The 19,587-nt window shown below is 74.0% G+C and carries 17 protein-coding genes and 1 pseudogene; 11 read left to right on the top strand and 7 right to left on the bottom strand.

Annotated elements, in window-relative coordinates; all coding sequences use genetic code 11:
* Positions 1-41 precede the first annotated feature (41 nt).
* Positions 42-500, top strand: a complete 459-nt coding sequence (locus ENKNEFLB_RS11880; protein WP_246535497.1) for an Lrp/AsnC family transcriptional regulator — start codon at positions 42-44, stop codon at positions 498-500.
* 6 nt (positions 501-506) lie between these two features.
* Here ENKNEFLB_RS11880 and ENKNEFLB_RS11875 read toward each other — a convergent pair whose 3' ends face one another.
* Entirely contained in the window at positions 507-1,961 is a 1,455-nt protein-coding gene (locus ENKNEFLB_RS11875; protein WP_214055628.1) for a KamA family radical SAM protein, read from the bottom strand.
* 176 nt (positions 1,962-2,137) lie between these two features.
* Here ENKNEFLB_RS11875 and kdd point away from each other — a divergent pair, with 176 nt between their 5' ends.
* From kdd to ENKNEFLB_RS22900, 7 genes are all read left to right on the top strand, one after another.
* Complete coding sequence (gene kdd / locus ENKNEFLB_RS11870; protein ID WP_214055627.1) at positions 2,138-3,220, top strand: L-erythro-3,5-diaminohexanoate dehydrogenase; 1,083 nt, start codon at positions 2,138-2,140, stop codon at positions 3,218-3,220.
* Positions 3,217-4,869 carry a lysine 5,6-aminomutase subunit alpha gene (kamD, locus tag ENKNEFLB_RS11865; protein WP_214055626.1) on the top strand — a complete coding sequence of 551 codons (1,653 nt, stop codon included), beginning with the start codon at positions 3,217-3,219 and terminating at the stop codon, positions 4,867-4,869. The genes kdd and kamD overlap by 4 nt, the downstream gene beginning before the upstream one ends.
* Positions 4,866-5,630, top strand: coding sequence for a lysine 5,6-aminomutase subunit beta (gene kamE, locus ENKNEFLB_RS11860; protein ID WP_214055625.1), 765 nt, complete (start codon positions 4,866-4,868; stop codon positions 5,628-5,630). The genes kamD and kamE overlap by 4 nt, the downstream gene beginning before the upstream one ends.
* The gene (gene kal / locus ENKNEFLB_RS11855) at positions 5,627-6,034 is read left to right on the top strand and encodes a 3-aminobutyryl-CoA ammonia lyase (protein WP_214055624.1); all 408 of its coding nucleotides are present in this window, start codon (positions 5,627-5,629) and stop codon (positions 6,032-6,034) included. The genes kamE and kal overlap by 4 nt, the downstream gene beginning before the upstream one ends.
* Before the next feature lie 461 nt (positions 6,035-6,495).
* Entirely contained in the window at positions 6,496-8,109 is a 1,614-nt protein-coding gene (gene lnt / locus ENKNEFLB_RS11850; protein ID WP_214055623.1) for an apolipoprotein N-acyltransferase, read from the top strand.
* A gap of 11 nt (positions 8,110-8,120) precedes the next feature.
* Positions 8,121-8,948, top strand: coding sequence for a polyprenol monophosphomannose synthase (locus ENKNEFLB_RS11845; protein ID WP_246535496.1), 828 nt, complete (start codon positions 8,121-8,123; stop codon positions 8,946-8,948).
* Positions 8,945-9,571 carry an FxsA family protein gene (locus ENKNEFLB_RS22900; protein ID WP_214055622.1) on the top strand — a complete coding sequence of 209 codons (627 nt, stop codon included), beginning with the start codon at positions 8,945-8,947 and terminating at the stop codon, positions 9,569-9,571. Before ENKNEFLB_RS11845 ends, ENKNEFLB_RS22900 begins: the two co-directional genes overlap by 4 nt.
* Before the next feature lie 29 nt (positions 9,572-9,600).
* On the opposite strand, the gene ENKNEFLB_RS11835 is transcribed toward ENKNEFLB_RS22900, so the two are convergent.
* The 3 genes from ENKNEFLB_RS11835 to ENKNEFLB_RS11825 form a co-directional block, all read right to left on the bottom strand.
* The gene (locus ENKNEFLB_RS11835) at positions 9,601-9,987 is read right to left on the bottom strand and encodes an RNA polymerase-binding protein RbpA (RefSeq protein ID WP_214055621.1); all 387 of its coding nucleotides are present in this window, start codon (positions 9,985-9,987) and stop codon (positions 9,601-9,603) included.
* Positions 9,988-10,168: 181 nt separating this feature from the next.
* The gene (locus ENKNEFLB_RS11830) at positions 10,169-11,497 is read right to left on the bottom strand and encodes an MFS transporter (RefSeq protein WP_214055620.1); all 1,329 of its coding nucleotides are present in this window, start codon (positions 11,495-11,497) and stop codon (positions 10,169-10,171) included.
* Entirely contained in the window at positions 11,494-12,282 is a 789-nt protein-coding gene (locus ENKNEFLB_RS11825; protein ID WP_246535495.1) for a glycerophosphodiester phosphodiesterase family protein, read from the bottom strand. The genes ENKNEFLB_RS11830 and ENKNEFLB_RS11825 overlap by 4 nt, the downstream gene beginning before the upstream one ends.
* A 136-nt stretch (positions 12,283-12,418) precedes the next feature.
* Here ENKNEFLB_RS11825 and ENKNEFLB_RS11820 point away from each other — a divergent pair, with 136 nt between their 5' ends.
* Together ENKNEFLB_RS11820 and ENKNEFLB_RS11815 are read left to right on the top strand one after the other, a co-directional pair.
* Positions 12,419-13,168: a 3-hydroxybutyrate dehydrogenase gene (locus ENKNEFLB_RS11820; protein ID WP_214055619.1), complete on the top strand. Its 750-nt coding sequence runs from the start codon at positions 12,419-12,421 to the stop codon at positions 13,166-13,168.
* The gene (locus tag ENKNEFLB_RS11815; RefSeq protein ID WP_214055618.1) at positions 13,165-14,064 is read left to right on the top strand and encodes an alpha/beta fold hydrolase; all 900 of its coding nucleotides are present in this window, start codon (positions 13,165-13,167) and stop codon (positions 14,062-14,064) included. Before ENKNEFLB_RS11820 ends, ENKNEFLB_RS11815 begins: the two co-directional genes overlap by 4 nt.
* Positions 14,065-14,091: 27 nt before the next feature.
* Here ENKNEFLB_RS11815 and ENKNEFLB_RS11810 read toward each other — a convergent pair.
* A pseudogene (locus tag ENKNEFLB_RS11810) lies at positions 14,092-15,617 on the bottom strand (helix-turn-helix domain-containing protein).
* A 92-nt stretch (positions 15,618-15,709) separates the two neighbouring features.
* Here ENKNEFLB_RS11810 and ENKNEFLB_RS11805 point away from each other — a divergent pair.
* The gene (locus tag ENKNEFLB_RS11805) at positions 15,710-16,738 is read left to right on the top strand and encodes a zinc-dependent alcohol dehydrogenase family protein (RefSeq protein ID WP_214055617.1); all 1,029 of its coding nucleotides are present in this window, start codon (positions 15,710-15,712) and stop codon (positions 16,736-16,738) included.
* Positions 16,739-16,770: 32 nt separating this feature from the next.
* On the opposite strand, the gene ENKNEFLB_RS11800 is transcribed toward ENKNEFLB_RS11805, so the two are convergent.
* Both ENKNEFLB_RS11800 and ENKNEFLB_RS11795 read right to left on the bottom strand, forming a co-directional pair.
* Entirely contained in the window at positions 16,771-18,054 is a 1,284-nt protein-coding gene (locus ENKNEFLB_RS11800) for a DUF1501 domain-containing protein (RefSeq protein WP_214055616.1), read from the bottom strand.
* Positions 18,055-18,059: 5 nt separating this feature from the next.
* Positions 18,060-19,478, bottom strand: coding sequence for a DUF1800 domain-containing protein (locus tag ENKNEFLB_RS11795; RefSeq protein WP_214055615.1), 1,419 nt, complete (start codon positions 19,476-19,478; stop codon positions 18,060-18,062).
* Positions 19,479-19,587 lie beyond the last annotated feature (109 nt).

Genomic DNA, 19,587 nt, shown 5'->3' with positions numbered 1-19,587 from the left:
ATCCCCCGCGCCTACCCGCACGGAGCCCTACGCTGGCCCGCGTGAGCGCAGATCCTTCCGGTGTGGAGCCCACCGACCGCAAGATCCTCCAGCTCCTGGCCCGCGACGGCCGGATGTCCTTCACCGACCTGGGGAAGGCGACCGGGCTGTCCACCTCGGCGGTGCACCAGCGGGTCAAGCGGCTCGAGCAGCGCGGGCTGATCCTCGGCTACGGCGCCACGGTCAACCACGCCGAGATGGGCCGGCCGTTGACCGCCTTCATCTCGATCCGCCCGATCGACCCGGCCTCGCCGGACGACGTCCCGCAGCGCCTCGAGCACGTCGAGGAGATCGAGTCCTGCTGGTCGGTGGCCGGCCAGGAGTCCTACATCCTCAAGATCCGGGTCGCGACGCCGGCCGACCTCGAGGACCTGCTGGCCCTGATCCGCGCCGCGGCCAACGTCTCCACCCGCACCACGATCGTGCTCTCGACGGCCTACGAGAACCGCCCCGTCGACTGAGCCGGCTCAGGTCGCCTGCAGCGCGGCCGCACGCCGCGACATGGCGGCCGCCTGCGCGGGCGTCATCGACCCCGAGTCGGGCGCGACGTTCTCGGCCCACCAGCGCTGGCCGTCCTCGGGCAGCGTGTGGATCGGGTCGTAGTAGGGGTAGGTGCGCGTCAGCGCCTCGGGGTCGCTGGCCTCGATCGAGGTGCGGTAGTTCTTGGTCCACCGCGAGACGCCGTGCACGGTGTCGTACGACGCCAGCTGGTGCACCCAGCGCTTGCCGACGAACGGCACGTCGCAGACCAGTCGCGGGGTGGCGAACCCGGGCAGGTAGCCCATGATCGCGGTCTGCAGCCGCTGGGCGTCGGCGACCGAGGTCCGCCAGTGCTCGGCGAACGGGATCATGTCGCAGAGGTAGAAGTAGTACGGCATGATCTGCGCGCCGTCGAGCAGGGCGAAGCACAGGTCGAGCAGCGCGTGCGGGTCGGCGTTGACGCCGTCGAGGATGACGCCCTGGTTGCGCACGTCGCGCAGGCCGGCGTCCAGCATCGCCCGGGTCGCCCGGGCCACCAGCGGGGTCACCGACGCGGCGTGGTTGGCGTGGGTGTGCATCGCCAGGGAGACGCCCCGCTCGCGGGCCAGGGTCGAGACGCGCTCGACGCCGGCGATCACCTCGGGCTGCAGCCAGTGCTGGGGGAGCCCGACCAGCGCCTTGGTGGCCATCCGGACGTCCCGGACCGACTCGATCTCGAGCAGCGAGGTCAGGAACGCCTCGAGCCGGGGCCACGGCATGTTGGCGACGTCGCCGCCGGAGACGACGACGTCGCGGACGCCCGGGGTGCGGCGCAGGTAGTCCAGCATCGCGACCAGGCGGTCGTTCGGCTTGCCGGTGAGCTTCAGCTTCTCGACCGTCGGGGTGGAGTTCCCGACGAGGTCCATCCGCGTGCAGTGCCCGCAGTACTGCGGGCAGGTCGGCAGCAGCTCGGCCAGCACCTTGGTCGGGTAGCGGTGGGTGAGGCCCTCGGTCACCCACATGTCGTGCTCGTGCAGGGAGTCGCGCGTCGAGTACGGGTGCGAGGGCCAGTCCGTGCGCCGGTCGGAGAAGACCGGCAGCATGTAGTGCCGCACCGGGTCGGCGTGGAAGGCCTCGGTCAGCGACCCGGGCCGGCCAGGGGTCTGGTGCGGCGCCATCGTGTTGAGCATCTGCGGCGGCAGCAGCATCGACATCGTGGCCCGCTCGGCCTGGTCGCGCTCGAGGTCGGCGTAGAAGGAGTCCGCCACGAGGTCGCCCAGCACCGCCTTCAGCTGGGCGGGGTTCTTCACGCAGTGCGAGCGCTGCCACTGCACCGACTCCCACTCCGCGACCGTGACGTCGCGCCACCCCGGGAAGCGGGTCCAGTCGGGCTCGACGAGCTCCGGGGCGCGGTACGGGTACGGCTGGCCGGTCTCCAGGCCGATGGAGGTCTCGATGCTCATGGGGCTCCTCGTGGATCCGGGTCGGCCAAGCAGGGGGTGTGCGCGCAGGCGCGTCGCGGTGGCGGCTGGTGCGCCGTCGTGCCACGATAAGCGAAGATCCTCCGGCATATCCACTCCCGCGCCGGAAGATCTCTCGACCAGGACGCCGCCGACGGTGTCCTTCGACGGAGGTGGCGATGACCAGCGCGACGAGCGGCACGACGACCCCGGAGCGCGTGGGCGACCCCGTCGGCCTCCACCGCGTCCTCGACCCCGACCCCGCGACGACCCGGGTGCTGCCGCAGGCCGCCTGGCGGCTGGACACCCGTCCCGTGCTCTGGGACGACGAGGTCCGGGTGCGCGTGGAGCGGCTCAACCTGGACGCCGCGTCCTTCCGCCAGCTGCGCGAGGAGCACGGCACCGGGGAGGCGGTCCGCGCCGCCGTGCTCGCGATCGTGCAGGAGCGCGGCAAGATGCAGAACCCGGTCACCGGGTCGGGCGGCATGCTGGTCGGCACCGTCGAGGAGGTCGGGCTCGGCTCGACCCTCGGGCTGGAGGTGGGCGACCGGGTCGCCACGCTGGTCTCCCTGACCCTGACGCCGCTGGTCGTCGAGGACGGCCTGGCCCGCTGGGACGGCGAGGGCGAGCAGGTGCCCTGCGACGGCTACGCCGTGCTGTTCGGCCGCTCCGTGGCCGCCCGGCTGCCCGACGACCTCCCCGCCGCGCTGAGCCTGTCGGTGATGGACGTCTGCGGCGCCCCCGCCCTGACCACCCGGGTCTGCGCCGAGCACCTCGCCCGCACCGGCACCGGTCCGGTCGTCGCGGTCGTCGGCGGGGCCGGCAAGTCCGGGTCGCTGAGCCTGGCCGCGGCCCGCGAGGCCGGCGCCACCCGCACGATCGGGGTGGTGCCCCACGAGCAGGAGGCCGCCCGGCTGCGCGCCGCCGGTCTTGCCGACGTCGTCGCGGTCGCCGACGCCCGCGACCCCGTCGCGCTGCGCGACGCCGTCGCCGACGCCGGTGGACCGGCCGACGTCACGGTCGTGTGCGTCGACGTGCCCGGCTGCGAGGGCGGGGCCGTGCTGGCCACCGCCGACGGCGGCACGGTGGTCTTCTTCTCGATGGCGACCTCGTTCCCCGCCGCGGCCCTGGGCGCCGAGGGCCTGGCCGCCGACGTGCGGATGCTGGTCGGCAACGGCTACGCCCCCGGCCACGCCGACCTGGCCCTGGACCTGCTGCGACGCCACGACGGCGTACGACGTCTCTTCGAGGAGCGCGGATGAGCACCACCACGACCACCACGACCACCACGAGGACGACCACGGCGCCCCGCGCCAGCAAGCTGCACCTCGACCCGGACCTGGTCGCGCGGGCCCGCGGCCTGGCCGCCGAGGCCGGGGAACCGATCGTGGACCTCGCCCGGAGCCACACCACCGTCTCGGTCGAGCGTGCCACGCTGCGCCTGGCCGGGCTGGCCGGCGCCGACCCGGAGGGCACGCCCTGGGCGAACCGGCTGCTCGACGTCGTGCGGGCCGACCTGGGGGAGGAGGCCCTGTCGCACGGCGTGGCCCTCCCGGTCTGGGACGCGCTGGTCCGCGGCGAGGCCGACGACCTCGCCACGCTGGCCGCCCGGGCCTCCGCGGGGTCCGTCCGGTTCCGGCTGCCCACCGGGGCCGACGCCACCCGCGCCCGGACCGCGGCCACGGACGCGGTGGCCGTCGGCGTGGCCCGGATGGACGCCCGTCGCAACGAGCGCGACCACCTCGTCGCCACCGTCGGCGACGCACCCCGGCAGCCCTGGATCTACCTGATCGTGGCGACCGGCGACATCTACGAGGACATCCCCCAGGCCCAGCAGGCCGCCCGCGAGGGCGCCGACGTGATCGCCGTGATCCGCTCCACCGGGCAGAGCCTGCTGGACTTCGTGCCGGAGGGCGCGACCCGGGAGGGCTTCGCGGGCACCTACGCCACGCAGGAGAACTTCCGGCTGATGCGGGCCGCGCTCGACGAGACCGGCCGCGAGCTGGGCCGCTACATCCGGCTGACCAACTACGCCTCCGGGCTCTGCATGCCCGAGATCGCCGTCCTGGCCGGCCTCGAGCGGCTCGACATGATGCTCAACGACTCGATGTACGGGATCCTGTTCCGCGACATCAACCCGGTGCGGACCTTCGTCGACCAGCGGTTCAGCCGCCAGGTCCACGCCCGGGCCGGGATCATCATCAACACCGGCGAGGACAACTACCTCACCACCGCCGACGCCATCGAGGCCGCGCACACGGTCACCACCAGCCAGCTGCTCAACGAGTACTTCGCCCGGGAGGCCGGCCTGGAGGACTGGCAGCTCGGACTGGGCCACGCCTTCGAGATCGACCCCGCCGTGCCCGACTCCTTCCGGCTCGAGCTCGCGCACGCCCTGCTCGCGCGTGAGCTGTTCCCGACCGCGCCGCTGAAGTGGATGCCGCCCACGCGGCACATGACCGGCGACATCTTCCGCGGCTACCTGCTCGACGGCTTCTTCAACCTCGCCGGCGCGCTGACCGGGCAGGGCATCCTGCTGGTCGGGATGATGACGGAGGCCGTGGTGACGCCGTGGCTCTCCGACCGCGACCTGGCGCTGCAGAACGTGCGCTACGTGATGGAGGCCGCCGGGTCGCTGCACGAGGACTTCCACCCGGCACCCGACGGCGTGATCGCCAACCGCGCCCGCCACGTACTGGGGGAGTCGATCGACCTGCTGGGCAGGATCGTGGCGCACGACGGCACGGGGTCGACCGGCGGCCTGCTCGCCGCGATCGCCGACGGGACCTTCGGGCTGATGAAGCGCCCGGCCGACGCGGGGCGGGGCCTGGACGGCGTCGCCGAGACGGCCCCGGGCTACTGCAACCCCGCGCGGGAGCTGCTCGAGACCGGGACGGGGGTCGGCGCATGAGCATCGTGCGTCCCTACGGGGACACCACCGGCGACGGGATGGTCCAGCTGAGCTTCACCCTGCCCGTGCCGCACTCCAAGGTCGCCGAGGGCGCGGCCGCGCAGCTGGCCACGAAGATGGGCCTCGACGCCGTCCTGGTCGCGCACTCGCGGCCGATGGGCCCGGACTTCACCTTCTTCGTCGTCTACGGCCGCACCCACCACCTCGTCGACACCGACGCCGTCGTGGTCGTCGAGCGCGACTTCCCGCTGCTGACGCCGAAGGAGGTCAACGCCGCGGTCAAGGAGTCGCTCCAGCGGCGGCTGGTCGTCGTCGGTGCCTGCATCGGCACCGACGCGCACACCGTCGGGATCGACGCGATCCTGAACATCAAGGGCTTCGCCGGCGAGAAGGGGCTGGAGTACTACCGCGAGCTGCGCACGGTGAACCTGGGCGCGCAGGTCTCGGTGCCCGAGCTGGTCGCCCGCGCCCAGGAGGAGCAGGCCGACGCCGTGCTGGTCTCCCAGGTCGTCACCCAGCGCGACGCGCACCTGCTGAACACCCGTGAGATGTCCGCGGCCTTCCGGGAGGCCTACCCCGAGGAGCGGCGCCCGCTGCTCGTGGTCGGCGGCCCGCGCTTCGACGAGTCGATGGCCGCCGAGCTCGGGGTCGACCGCGTCTTCGCGCGGGGGACCACGCCGGGGGAGGTGGCCTCGTTCCTGGTCCACCGCCTCGCTCGGACCGACGCCGCGGACCGGGAGAGCCAGGAGAGCCCCGCATGAGCCAGCACCCCGCACCGGACGGGTCGCCGGTCGGCACCCGCGTCGTGCACCGCCGCTACGTGCCCTACAGCCACGCCCACTACGCCGGCAACCTGGTCGACGGGGCCTACAGCCTCGGGCTCTTCGGCGACGTCGCCACCGAGCTGTCGATCCGGGTCGACGGCGACGAGGGGCTCTTCGCCTCCTACGACGACGTCCAGTTCAAGGCGCCGGTCCGGGCCGGCGACGTGCTCGAGGTCGAGGCCGTCCTCGTGCGCGCCGGCACCCGGTCGCGCCGCCTCGAGCTCGAGGTACGCGTGGTCGCGCGGGGCGAGCCCACCGCCGAGCGGCCCGGGGCGGCCCGCGTGCTCGCCGAGCCGCTGGTGGCGACCACCGCGACCGGCACCGTGGTCGTCCCGGGCTGAGCCCGGTCGCACCGGCCGCACCGCCGGCCACCGGCGTGTCGAGCGCGACACGCCGGGGGAGCGCACAACATCACGTCCGATTCGGGCTCCCAGGACCCCGTCCTGACCTGCACCGACACCGGTACGCGCAGGTCAGCGCTCGGTTGACACGGTCGGGGCGCCGCGATGAGGGTAGGGCCACCGCTCATGCAGGCCGTGGTCGTGGACCGGCGTCCGAGTGGCCGTGACCGGGGGGTGCTGGTGCCGAGCACTCCTCCGCGCGGTCCACGGATCCGGTCCATTCCGCGCGAGCGCGACGGGGGGGATCTGGGGTCCCTAGACAACGGGCCGCTCACGACAACCGGTCGTGCGCGCCTCGGACCGAAGGCACCCGGATCCTCTCCGTGTCCGGCACGGTCCCGCCCGACCCGGCACCCACGGGTGCCGGCACCGCGTGAGCACCGCCCCGGTAGGTTCGCCGCGTGCTCGTCCGGATGCTCGTGGCCCTGGTCTCGGGAGGGTTGCTCGCCGCGTCCTTCGAGCCGCTGACCTGGTGGTGGGTCACCCCGTTCTGCGTCGCCGGTCTCGCCGTCTCCGTCGCCGGGCTGACCCCGCGCCGCGCCTGGTGGCCGGCGCTCGTCTTCGCGGTGGCCTTCTACTTCCCGCACATCGTGTGGATGCGGGCCGTGTCCACCGGCGCCTGGCTCGCCCTGGCCGGGATCGAGGCCCTGTTCTACGCCGCCCTCGGGCCGGTGCTGGTCGTCCTCATGCGGCACCGCGCCTGGCCGCTGTGGGGCGCCGGCGCCTGGGCGCTGGCCGAGACGGTCCGCTCGTCCTGGCCGTTCAGCGGGATGCCGTGGGGCCGGCTGGGTTTCGGGGTGATGGACACCCCGGTCGCCCCCGCGCTGGCCTACGTCGGTGCCACCGGGGTCGGCTTCGGACTGGCGCTCGCCTCGTTCTGCCTGGCCGCGGCGCTCCTGCGGCTCCGCGCCGGCACCCGGACGACGGCCACCGGTGCCCGGGCGCCGGCCACCGGGCCCCGGGCGGTGGTGGCCCCGCTGGCGACCGTCGTGGTGCTGGTCGCCCTCACCGGCCTCGCGGCGGTCTTCCCGGTCCGCCTCGCCGTGTCCGGGCAGGCGACCGTGGCCGCGGTCCAGCCCGACGTGCCCGGCGCCGGGAACGACATCCTCGCCGGCTTCCGGGAGGTCACCGCCAGCACGGTCCGGGAGACCGTCGCCCTCGCCGCGGCCGTGGACGCCGGCCAGGTCCCTCGACCCGACCTCGTGCTGTGGCCGGAGAACTCCACCGCCGTCGACCCGTTCGCGGACGCCGAGACCAACGCCGGCATCCGGCGCGCCTCCGAGGCGATCGGCGTCCCGGTCGTGGTCGGCGCCATCGTCGACGGCGGGCCGGGGGAGGTGCTCAACCAGGGGCTGGTCTGGGAGCCGGGGGACCGCACCGCCGAGGACGTCACCGAGCGCTACACCAAGCGGCACCCGGTGCCGTACGGCGAGTACATCCCCGCCCGGGACCTCCTGGAGGACCTCGGGGTCCCGATCGGGAACTTCGGTGACCTCGCGCTGATCCCCCGCGACATGGTGGCAGGGGAGCGGACCACGCCCCTGCAGGTCGCCGGGATCGCGATGGCCGACGCGATCTGCTTCGACGTCGGCTACGACGACGTCCTCCACGACCAGGTCCTGGGCGGCGCCGAGCTGCTCGCGGTCCAGACCAGCAACGCCACCTTCATCGCCACCGACCAGGTCGACCAGCAGTTCGCCATCACCCGTGCCCGGGCCGTCGAGGCCGGCCGCTGGCTCGTGGTCGCCTCCACCAACGGGATCACCGGCGTGATCGCCCCGGACGGCTCCGTGGTGGCCGAGGTGCCCCGCCGGTCCACCGCGACGCTGCTCGAGGAGGTCGACCTCGTCGAGGGCGTCACCCCGGGCGTCCGGGTCGGGCGGTACGCCGGGTGGGGGGCGCTGGCCCTGACCGCCGCCGGGCTCGCCCTCGGTCTCCGGGCAGGTCGCCGCCGGGTGCCTGGCACGATGGAGGAGCACGACCCGACGTCCCCCGCCCCGCCCCACCCGAGCTGAGGAGCACCGAGGTGAGCACCGCCACCGGTCCCGGCCCCACCCCCACGCCCGTCGGACGCACCGTGATCGTCGTGCCGACCTACGACGAGGCCGCCAACCTGGCCTGGATCGTGCAGCGGCTGCACCGGGCGCACCCCGACGTCGACGTCCTCGTGGTCGACGACGGCTCCCCCGACGGCACCGGCCGGATCGCCGACGACCTCGCGGCCGCCGACGGGCGCGTGAACGTCCTGCACCGCACCGGCAAGGCCGGGCTGGGGGCGGCGTACCTCGCCGGGTTCCGCTGGGCGCTCGACCGCGGGTACGACGTCGTCGGCGAGATGGACGCCGACGGCTCCCACGCCCCCGAGCAGCTCGACCGGCTCCGGTCGGCGCTCGCGGACGCCGACCTGGTGATCGGCTCGCGCTACGTGCGCGGGGGAGCGGTGCACAACTGGCCGCTGTACCGCCAGGCGCTCTCGCGCGGCGGCAACGCCTACGTACGCCTGCTGCTCGGCCTCCCGGTCCACGACGCCACCGCCGGCTACCGGCTCTTCCGCAGCAGCGCCCTGGAGCGGATCGACCTCGAGGCCGTGCGCTCGGTCGGCTACGTCTTCCAGACCGACCTCGCGGCGCGGGCGGTGCGGGCCGGGCTGCGGGTGCGCGAGGTGCCGATCGACTTCGTGGAGCGGCAGCGCGGGGAGTCGAAGATGAACGGCTCGGTGGCCACGGAGTCGCTGCGGATGATCACCCGCTGGGGCGTCGCGGAGCGACGGGCGCAGCTGCGTCGCGCCTTCGGTCGCCCCGGGACCGCGGCCCCGGCCGTCCCGCACGACCGGTCCGCGGTGGGTCGACGATGAGCGGCCCCAGCCCCGGCCCCCGCCCCGGCACCCGACCCGGCACGGCGCCCCGACGACGCCGGTGGCTGCCCCTCGCCCTCGTCGTGGCGTTCGTGGTGATGCCGATCGTCGAGATCTACGTCCTGATCCAGGTCGGCCAGGTCATCGGTGGCTGGTGGACGGTCCTGCTGCTGCTCCTCGGCGGCGTCGTGGGGTCCTGGCTGGTGCGCCGCGAGGGCGCCCGGGCCTGGCGGGCCCTCCAGGAGGCGCTGCGCCGGGGAGCCGTGCCCGGCCGCGAGATCGCCGACGGGGCGCTCGTGCTGGTCGGAGGGACGCTGCTGCTGACGCCGGGCTTCGTGACCGACGCCCTCGGGGTGCTGCTGGTGCTGCCGCTCACCCGGCCGCTGTGGCGGCGGCTCCTGGGCCAGGCCATCACCCGCCGCCTGCTCGTCGCCGGGCCGCCGCCCGGCCCGGCCGGGTTCCCGGGGTTCCCCGGCTTCCCCGGCGGACCCGGTGGACCCGGTGGCCCCGGCGGCGGTCCGAGCCGGCCTGGACCGCGCCGGCCGGGTCCGGGGACGACGAACCCCGGACCAGCCGGCTCGGGGCCGGTGGTCCGGGGTGAGGTCGTCGACGACGAGCAGTAGGGCTCACGCCCCTGCTCGGGCGGCAGCGGTCAGGCCGAGGCCTTGCGCTTGCGCGCGTTGGCCCGGTGCAGGTGGGCCGGGCCGATCTCGCCTCCGCGCAGCAGGTCCAGGCGCTCCTTGAGGATGTCCTCGAGCTCCTTCTCCGAGCGACGCTCCAGCAGCATGTCCCAGTGGGTGCGGACCGGCTTCTCGGCCTTCTGCTCCTTCACGATGCCCGAGATGCTCAGGCCCTCGGCGCCGCAGCGCGGGCACTCCCACACCGCGGGCACGTCGGCCTCGACCGACATCGTGATCTCGAACTCGTGGGCCTGGTCGCAGCGGTAGCCGACCTGTTGACGAGCGGCGAACTCGATCCCTCGCTCGTCCTCGAAGCTCTGGCCGCCGAGCCGGGCTCCGCGCAACGTACGCTCCGCCATGGGGCACCTCCACAAACAGTTGGGCCCGGCTGACCAGGGGTGGCACGGATCGTGTCCGCGTGACCCCCGAACGTCGGGTGGACGTCGTCGACGACCGAGATGGTGAACGGTCGTGTACCGGGGTGTTGACGGGTCAACGCTACCGATGCCCCCAACATTCCGACCTCCCCGTCCGGGTGGCTCACCCCGGGGCCGGGCTCGTCCGCTCCTCCGCCACCGGTCCGGCGTGCACCGGGAGCATCAGCAGCAGCCCGAGCAGCAGCACCGCCACCACGCCCAGGACCCCGAAGTACTGCGCGTCGTCAGTGCGTGCGGCGCCGGTCAGCGCCGCGCCGGCGAGGATCGACAGCGAGAAGGCGGCCGGGGCCAGGAAGCTGACCGCACGGCCGGTGGTGGCGTAGAGCCCGAACACCTGACCCTCGCGACCGGCCGGGATGATCCGGGCCAGGAAGGTCCGCGACGCCGACTGCGCGGGACCCACGAAGGCCGACAGGAGCAGCCCGAAGCCCCAGAACACGCCGCGCCCACCGTCGTGGAGGACGAAGACGGCCGTGCCGGACACGACCAGCGCGACGAGGGAGCCGACGATGACACGCTTGGGTCCGAGCCGGTCGTCGAGCCAGCCCGCCGCGATGGTGGAGACGCCGGCCACGACGTTGGCGGCGATGCCGAAGACGATGACGTCGCCGTCGGAGAAGCCGAAGGTGCCCGCGGCGAGCACGCCGCCGAAGGTGAACACCCCTGCCAGGCCGTCGCGGAAGACCGCGGACGCGCCGAGGAACCGGACCAGGCGCGGGTCCTCGCGCCACAGCTCGCGGACGCTCGCGAACAGCCGGCGGTACGACTCCACCACGCCGACGCGGGGCGCCCGGCCGGGCGCCTGCTGCGGCGCGTCGCGCAGCGTCAGCAGCACGGGCAGGGAGAACACCAGCGTCCACCCGGCGCAGAACAGCATCGTGACCCGGACGTCGAGACCGTCGGCGTCGGTGACGCCGAAGAGCCCCACCTCGGGGCTGATCAGGCCGAGGTAGACCACCAGCAGCAGGACGATCCCGCCCAGGTAGCCCAGGCCCCAGCCGAGCCCGGAGACCCGGCCCACGGTGGCCGGCGTCGAGACGCGGTGCAGCAGCGCGTTGTAGTTGACCGAGGCCAGCTCGAAGAAGACGTTGCCGGCGGCCAGCAGCAGCAGCCCGAGCCAGAGCAGGTCCTCGCGGGGCTCGACCAGGAACAGCGCGGCCGAGAGCACGACCACCACCAGGGTGTTCAGGCCCAGCCAGCGCCCGGGACGGCCCGAGCGGTCGGCGCGCTGACCGCTGACCGGGGCCAGCACGGCCACCAGGACGCCGGCGCCGGCCAGGGCCCAGCCCAACGAGGTGTCGGCCTCGGGCCCGAAGGAGTCGGAGGTGATGTAGACGCTGAAGACGAAGGTCGTGATCACCGCGTTGAAGGCCGCCGAGCCCCAGTCCCACAGGCCCCAGGCCCACACGGGCCAGCCGAAGCGGCGGCTCACCGCACGGCACCGGTCGGCCAGGCGCCGCGCTCGTGCAGCACGTCGCGGAGCACGTCGGTGCGGTCGGTGAAGAGCCCGTCGACGCCGAGGTCGAGCAGCGTGCGCATCTCGTCGGGGTCGTCGACGGTCCACACGTGGACCGGGACACCGGCGGCGTGGGCGCGCCGGACCAGCCCGGGGGTGACCACGGTGAGCGGGCCGCGGCGACGCGGCACCTGGACCGCCGCCACCCGGCCCCGGGTCAGCAGGCGGGCCAGCCGGCCGCTGGGCAGCATCCGGAAGGCGGCCGCCTCGGGCGGGGTGGCCGCCGTCCGGACCCGGCCGCGGGTGCGCCGGCGGAAGGCGGCGGTGCGGGTGATGCTGAACGACCCGACCAGCACGCGGTCCCAGGCCTGCTCGGCGTCGAGCAGGTCGGCCAGGAGCGCGCCGGCACGCGCGCTCTTGAGGTCGACGTTGAACGTCGCACCCGGCAGCGCGTGCAGGAGGGCGGCGAAGGTCGGGACGGGTTCGCGCCCACCGACACGGGCCTGGCGCACGACGTCGTACGGCGTGCGGTCCACCCGACCGGTCCGGTCGGTGACCCGGTCGAGGACCGCGTCGTGGAAGGCCAGCAGCACCCCGTCGGCGGTGGCGTGCACGTCGGTCTCGAGGTGGGTGTAGCCGAGGTCCCACGCGTGCTGGAAGGCGGCGAGGGTGTTCTCCAGGCCGAGCAGGTCGGGATGGGCGGCGCCGCCGCGGTGCGCGAAGGCCAGCACCGGGCCGAGGGGACGCGGACGGGCAGGCACGGGTGCAGTATCCCCCAGGGCGGGCGCCCGCCGGCCGGGGCGCGCTCGACGGCGCGCGCCGCAGCGGGCAGGGTGGACCCGATCCCGGCGGTGGCCCCCACCGCACGGGCCACCGACCCGCAGGAGGACCCCCGCGATGACCACCGACCTGTCCGGACGCACCGCCGTCGTCACCGGAGCCGCCAGCGGGATCGGGGCGGCCTGCGCCCGCGCGCTCGCCGCGGTGGGGGCCGAGGTCGTGGTGGCCGACGTCGACGCCGACGGCGCCGCCGCGGTCGCCGCGGAGGTGGGGGGACGGGCCTGGACCGTCGACCTGTCCGACCTCGACGCCCTGGCCGAGGTCACCCTGGACGCCGACGTGCTGGTCAACAACGCCGGCATCCAGACCGTCAGCCCGCTCACCGACTTCGAGCCCGCCCGCTTCCGCCTGATCGTCGACCTGATGCTGAACGCCCCGTTCCTCCTGACCCGCGCGGTGCTGCCGGGGATGTACGAGCGCGGGTTCGGTCGGGTGGTGAACCTCAGCAGCGTCCACGGCCTGCGGGCCAGCCCGTACAAGTCGGCCTACGTCTCGGCCAAGCACGGGCTCGAGGGGCTCTCCAAGGTCACCGCCCTCGAGGGCGGCGGGCACGGGGTCACCAGCAACTGCGTGAACCCCGGCTACGTCCGGACCCCGCTGGTGGAGAAGCAGATCGCCGACCAGGCCCGTACCCACGGCATCCCGGAGGACCAGGTCGTCGAGAAGATCATGCTGACCGAGAGCGCCGTCAAGCGCCTGGTCGAGGCCGACGACGTCGCGGACCTCGTCACCTGGCTCTGCGGCGCCTCCGCGGGCATGGTCAACGGCGCGTCCTACACGATGGACGGCGGATGGACCGCCCGATGAGCAGCGGCTCGCCGGCCCCGCGGCTGCGAACGGTCGAGGTCGACGGCGGCCCGATGACCGTGGGGGAGTGGGGGCCCGAGGACGGCACCCCGGTGCTCGCGGTGCACGGGATCACCGCCTCGCTGGCCGGGTGGTCGCTGCTCGCGGCCGCCCTGCCGGAGGTCCGCCTGGTCGCCCCGGACCTGCGGGGCCGCGGGCGCAGCAACGTCCTGCCCGGGCCGTACGGCCTGGACCGCCACGCGGCCGACCTCGAGCAGCTGCTCGACGGGCTGGGCCTCGACCGGGTCGTCGTCGTGGGCCACTCGATGGGGGCCTTCGTGGGCGTCCGGCTGGTCGGGCTCGCGCCCGACCGGGTCGCGGCGCTGGTGCTCGTCGACGGCGGCATCGCGCTGCCCCCGATGCCGGCACCGGCGCCCGGGGCGCGGCCCGAGGACGTCCTCGGTCCGGCGGCGCAGCGCCTGACGATGACCTTCGCCGACCGGTCTGCGTACCACGACTTCTGGCGCGCCCACCCGGCCTTCTCGGGCGCGTGGGGCCCGGGGGTGGAGGCCTACGTCGACCACGACCTGGAGGGCGAGGAGCCGCACCTGACCCCGTCGACGCGGGTCGAGGCGCTGGCCACCGACATCCAGCAGCTGGCCGGCGGGCCCAGGCACGACGCCGGCCTCGCCGCGCTGCGCGAGCGGGGCACGCCGGTGACGTTCCTGCGCGCCCCGCGCGGGCTGATGGACGAGCCGGACGGGCTCTACCCGCCGGACGCGGCCGCCGACCTCGTCGCGCAGGTCCCGCAGCTGCGTGCGACCGAGGTCGACGACGTCAACCACTACACCGTGCTGCTCGGCGAGCGGGGCGCGGAGGCGGTGGCCGCCGAGACCCGCGCCCTGCTCGACCGGTGAGCGACCGGCCGGTGAGCGACCGGCCCGTCAGATGTCGCGGAACGGCTCGATGTTCGCGCCGAGCTGGTTGAGCCGCTCGGCGAGGTCCTCGTAGCCGCGGGCGATGACGTAGGTGCTGCGCAGCACCGAGGTGCCCTTCGAGGCCAGCATCGCCAGCAGGATCACCACGGCCGGCCGCAGCGCCGGCGGACAGACCAGCTCCGAGCCGGTGAAGCTGGTCGGGCCCTCGATCATCACCCGGTGCGGGTCCAGCAGCTTGACGTTGCCGCCGAGCTTGTTGAGGTCGGTCAGGTAGATCGCCCGGTTCTCGTAGACCCAGTCGTGCAGGAAGGTCTGGCCCTCGGCCACCGCCGCGATCACGGCGAAGAACGGCAGGTTGTCGATGTTGAGGCCCGGGAACGGCATCGGGTGGATCTTGTCCAGCGGGGCGTGCAGCGCCGACGGCTTCGTGGTGAGGTCGACCAGGCGCGTGTGGCCGTTGGCGGCGGGGTACTCCTCGGTGCGGTCGTAGAGGAAGCCCATCTCCTCCAGCAGCGCCAGCTCGATCTCCAGGAACTCGATCGGGCACCGCTCGATGGTGATCTCGGACCTCGTCACGATCGCGGCGGCCAGCAGCGACATGGCCTCGATCGGGTCCTCGCTGGGGAATAGTCGACGTCGACGTCGATCGACTCGCAGCCGGTCACCCGCAGCGTGGTGGTGCCGACGCCGTCGATCTGCACGCCGAGGCGCTGCAGGAAGAAGCAGAGGTCCTGGACCATGTAGTTCGACGAGGCGTTGCGGATCACGGTCTCGCCGGGGTGCAGGGCGGCGGCCATCAGCGCGTTCTCGGTGACGGTGTCGCCGCGCTCGGTGAGCACGATCGGGCGGCCCGGCTCGATCCTGCGGTCGACGCTGGCGTGGTACGACCCGTCGGTCGCCTTGACCTCCAGGCCGAAGGGCCGCAGGGCCGACATGTGGGGCTCGACGGTGCGGGTGCCGAGGTTGCAGCCGCCGGCGTACGGCAGGTCGAAGCTGTCGGAGCGGTGCAGCAGCGGGCCGAGGAACATGATCACCGAGCGGGTACGACGGGCCGCGGCCTCGTCGATGTGCTCGAGGTCCAGGTCGTGGGGCGGGATGATCTCCAGGTCGCCGGAGTCGCCGAGCCAGCGCGTCTGCACGCCGAGGCTGGAGAGCACCTCGAGCAGCCGGTTGACCTCCTCGATCCGGGCGACCTTGCGCAGGGTGGTGCGGCCACGGTTGAGCAGGGAGGCGCACAGCAGCGCCACGCCGGCGTTCTTCGAGGTCTTCACCGCGATCGTGCCCGAGAGCGTGGTCGGGCCGGTGACGCGCAGGTGCACCGGGCCGCCGCCGAGGGCGACGATCTCGGAGTCCAGGGCCTCGCCGATCCGGGCGAGCATCTCCAGGGAGAGGTTCTGGTGACCCTTCTCGATCCGGTTGATGGCGCTCTGGCTGGTGGACAGGAGCTCGGCGAGCTGCTGCTGCGTGAGCCCGCGGTGCTGGCGGGCGTCACGGATCAGGTTGCCGATGCGGCCCTTGTAGTCGAGAGGCATGCCGACCACGCTAACTCACATGTGAGATAGGGCAAGGAGGCACGCAGGGGTGCGCATCGTCACCCCGCACCGGTGGTGGCATCGTGGTCGCCATGCGCGCCACCACGCTCCACGCCCCCCGCGACATCCGGCTCTCCGAGGTGCCCGACGCGGCGGTCGAGCTGCCCACCGACGCGGTGGTGCGGGTCCTCGCCGGGTGCATCTGCGGCTCCGACCTGTGGCCCTACCGCGGCGAGAACGACATCACCGAGGGCGCCACCATCGGCCACGAGTGCGTGGGCGTGGTCGAGGAGGTCGGCGCGGACGTGCGGTCGTTCGGCGTCGGTGACGTGGTGGTCGTGCCGTTCTGCCACTGCGACAACACCTGCGTGCACTGCCGGGCCGGCGTCCAGTCGGCGTGCACCAACCTCGGGGTCACCCGCAGCGGCCAGGCCGAGCTGGCCCGTGTCACCCAGGCCGACGGCAGCCTGGTCGCCGTGCCCGGCGCCTCCGACGGCGACGTCGACGAGGAGCTGCTGCCCTCGCTGCTCGCGCTGTCCGACGTGATGCCGACCGGGTGGCACGCCGCGGTCAGCGCGGGCGTCACGCAGGGCGGTACGGCCGTCGTCGTCGGCGACGGCGCGGTCGGCCTGTGCGGGGTGCTGGCGGCCTCGGTGATGGGTGCGGAGCAGGTGGTCGCGCTGTCGCGGCACCAGCCCCGCCAGGACATCGCCCGCGCCTTCGGCGCGACCCACGTGGTCGCCGGGCGCGGCGACGAGGCGCTCGAGGCGGTGCGGGAGATCACCGGCGGCGTCGGCGCCGACGCGGTGCTCGAGTGCGTCGGCACCGACCAGGCGATGCGCACGGCCTTCGACGTGGCCCGACCGGGCTCGACCGTCGGGTTCGTCGGGGTGCCCCACGGCGTGGAGCTGCCCATACGCCGGATGTTCTCCAAGAACGTCGGCCTGGCCGGCGGGATGGCGCCCGTGCGGCGCTACCTGCCGCAGCTGCTCGACCTGGTCGGCTCCCGCGAGATCGACCCGGGCCTGGTCTTCGACCTGACCCTGCCGCTGGCCGACGTCGCCGAGGGCTACCGCGCGATGGACGAGCGCCGCGCGGTCAAGGTCATGCTCCGCCCCTGACCCCTGACCCCTGACCCCTGACCCCTGCCGGTTCAGCCCGGCATGCTGCTCATCGCGCCCAGCGAGGGACCGCTGAACCCGGGGAACACCGAGGCCGTGCTGGCGCCGAAGCGGGTGGAGACGACCTCGGCCAGGACGCTGCGGTAGTCCGTGGTGACGGTGAGGTCGGAGTCGCCCTGGACGCCGAGGTCGGGGAAGCGGCCGTAGAACCGGCCGCCGCGCACGCCCGCGCCGGCCAGCATCATCATGCTGCCGAAGCCGTGGTCCAGGCCCCGGTTGGGGTTCTCCACGATGCGGCGACCGAACTCGGTCAGCGTCACCAGGGTCACCGTGTCGGCCCGCGGGCCGAGGTCGGTGAAGAACGCCGCGATGGACTGGGCCAGCTCGGTGCAGCTACGCTGCATCAGACCGGACTCGATGTTGCCCATCCCGGAGTGCATGTCCCAGCTGCCGTGGTCGACGGTGAGCACCTCGGTGCCGACGTCGCCCCGGATGATGCGCGCCGCGGTGGCCATCGCGCCGCCGAGGTCGCCGGAGGGGTAGCGCGCGCCGTTCAGCGGCTTCGCCGAGGTACGACGGGCCGGGGCGAAGTCGGCGACCGCACCCAGCGCCATCTGGGCCGCACGGCCCAGGCCGTCGTCCCGGCCGCCCCACAGCGTCCGCAGCGAGGCCTCGCGCTCGCGGGGGTTCACGCCGCCCGCCACCACGACGCTGTCGACCGAGGAGGTGCTCATCGCAGGGGTCGGGCCGACCAGGCTCGAGGGGAGGGCGCCGGCGTCGAGGTTGATCGCCCGCAGCGGGGTGGTCCGGTCCTCCAGCCCCACCAGCCGGTTCAGCCAGCCGGCCCGGGTGGTCGAGCCGGGAGCGGCGTCCTCGACCTCCTCCATGGCCGAGAAGTGCGACCGGTTGGGGGCGGGCAGGCCGACGGCCTGGACCGCGGCGAGGCGACCCTGGTTCCACAGGCCCTGGAGCGGTCTGAGGGCCGGGTGCCACCCGAAGAACCCGTCGCTGCCCCAGAGCGTGTTCGCCGGGATCCCGATCTTGGGTCGCGCCCGGTAGTAGGCGGGGTCACCGTGGGGCACCACCATCGACAGGCCGTCCGCGGCACCGCGCAGGGACAGCACGACCAGGGTGCTGCGGGCGGTGCCGCTGGCGGCGCGCGCGGTCTGCAGGACGGCGTCCCCGACCATCGTCGTGGCGGTGGTGGCCCCGATCAGGCCGGCGCCGAGGCCGAGCACGCCGCGGCGCGAGAGCCCGGCGTACTCCGGGCAGCCGCACTCGCCGGGGGTGGAGGGGAAGGAAGCGGTCGTCGTCATGGGGGTCACCGGAGGAAGTGGTCGGGGGAGTCGAGGACGGTCAGCAGCACGCGGGGCATGCCGTAGCGCAGGAGCTTGTGGTCACGGGTGACCCTCTCGTCGGGGGTCGAGCTCATCACCTGGCAGCAGGCCCGGACCAGCGCCGGGGAGGCGTCCCGGTGCAGGAGCTGGTGGGCGATGTGGTCCACCACCTGCGCGAAGGTGGCGGGCAACGGGGGCAGCCAGGCCAGCTCGCGTCGGTAGGTGACGTCGACGTCGGGGTAGTGACCGCCGCCGACGACGTGGTGGATCCGGTAGGAGGCCAGCATCCGGGCCGGGTTGCACCACGCGTCGTTGGTGATCGGGGCGCCGTCCGGCCGCGGCCAGCCCAGCGGCATCAGGCCCATCTGGCGGGACTGGTAGAGCATGGCGTTCGCGGCCGACTTCTGCTGGGTCGGCCGGGCGATCCGGGCCCGCGTGACCCGGTACGTCGCGACCAGGTCCTCGGCGGGGTCGCGCACCTTGCGGCCGGCGGAACCGAGGAACTCGGCGGAGTCGACCAGGGCCTGGAGGACCGGCACGATCGCGGTGTCGTGCTCCAGGTAGACCTGGGCCAGCCGAGCGACGAGCGCCTCGGAGGGGTCGTCGCGCACGAACTTGACCGCCAGCCGGCGGGCCAGCCGGCGGGCCGTGAGCGGGTGCCGGGCCAGGTGGGCGAGGTACAGCTCGGTCATCGCACGGCCGTCGGCGCTGCGGTTGGGGTGGGTGAACCCGAGCACGGACACCGCGCCGGTCGCGTGGTAGTCGGTGCGGTAGGAGGCGGACCAGCTGGGCTTGGAGTTGCCCTCGATCGTGTCGACCGCCCAGCCGGTGAGGATGCGGGCGGAGTCCTTGACCTCGGCCTCGGTGTAGGCGCCCAGCCCGACGGTGTGCAGCTCCAGCAGCTCGCGGCCCAGGTTCTCGTTGGGCTGCCGGGCCGTGGAGCGGGCGTTGTCGAGGAACACCAGCATCGCGGGGTGCAGGACCGCGGCCCTCAGGATCTCCCCGAACGACGAGAACGCCAGCGACCGCAGCGTCTCGCCGTAGTCGCGACGGTGGACGTAGGCGCTCTCGCCGCCGACGGTGGGGACGTTGAGCAGCTGCTCCCAGAACTCCGTCATCACCTCGCGGACCTGGCGGTCCGCGCGCACCCGGCGGGCGAGCGTGTAGCGCTGGTAGTCGTTGGCGAACTCGTGGCTGCTGCTGTCGCGCCACAGCTTGACCGGGTCCCAGGACAGGTGGGGCCACCAGCCGGCGCACTCGTCGGCGGCGGGGTCCCCGACCGGGGTGGCGAGCTGCCGGTCGAACCAGGACCGCGCGCCCCCGGCTCGGCGGACCTGCTTGGCGAGGGCCGGGGTCAGCCCGTAGGAGAACCGGGCGGCGAGCAGACGCTGCTCAGGAGGCAACAATTTCACGGGGACTCCGGCGGGGGGTGGCGGGTGGGGACCGCTGACGGGGGGACGCAGGAGTCATCGGCACCGCGAGGGCCCATGTTGAGCCCGGGCGTGCCCGAGG

Origin of the sequence: Nocardioides aquaticus (assembly GCF_018459925.1) — a bacterium.
In the GTDB taxonomy this organism is placed as follows: domain Bacteria; phylum Actinomycetota; class Actinomycetes; order Propionibacteriales; family Nocardioidaceae; genus Nocardioides; species Nocardioides aquaticus.
This window is presented reverse-complemented; position numbering and strand designations above follow the sequence as displayed.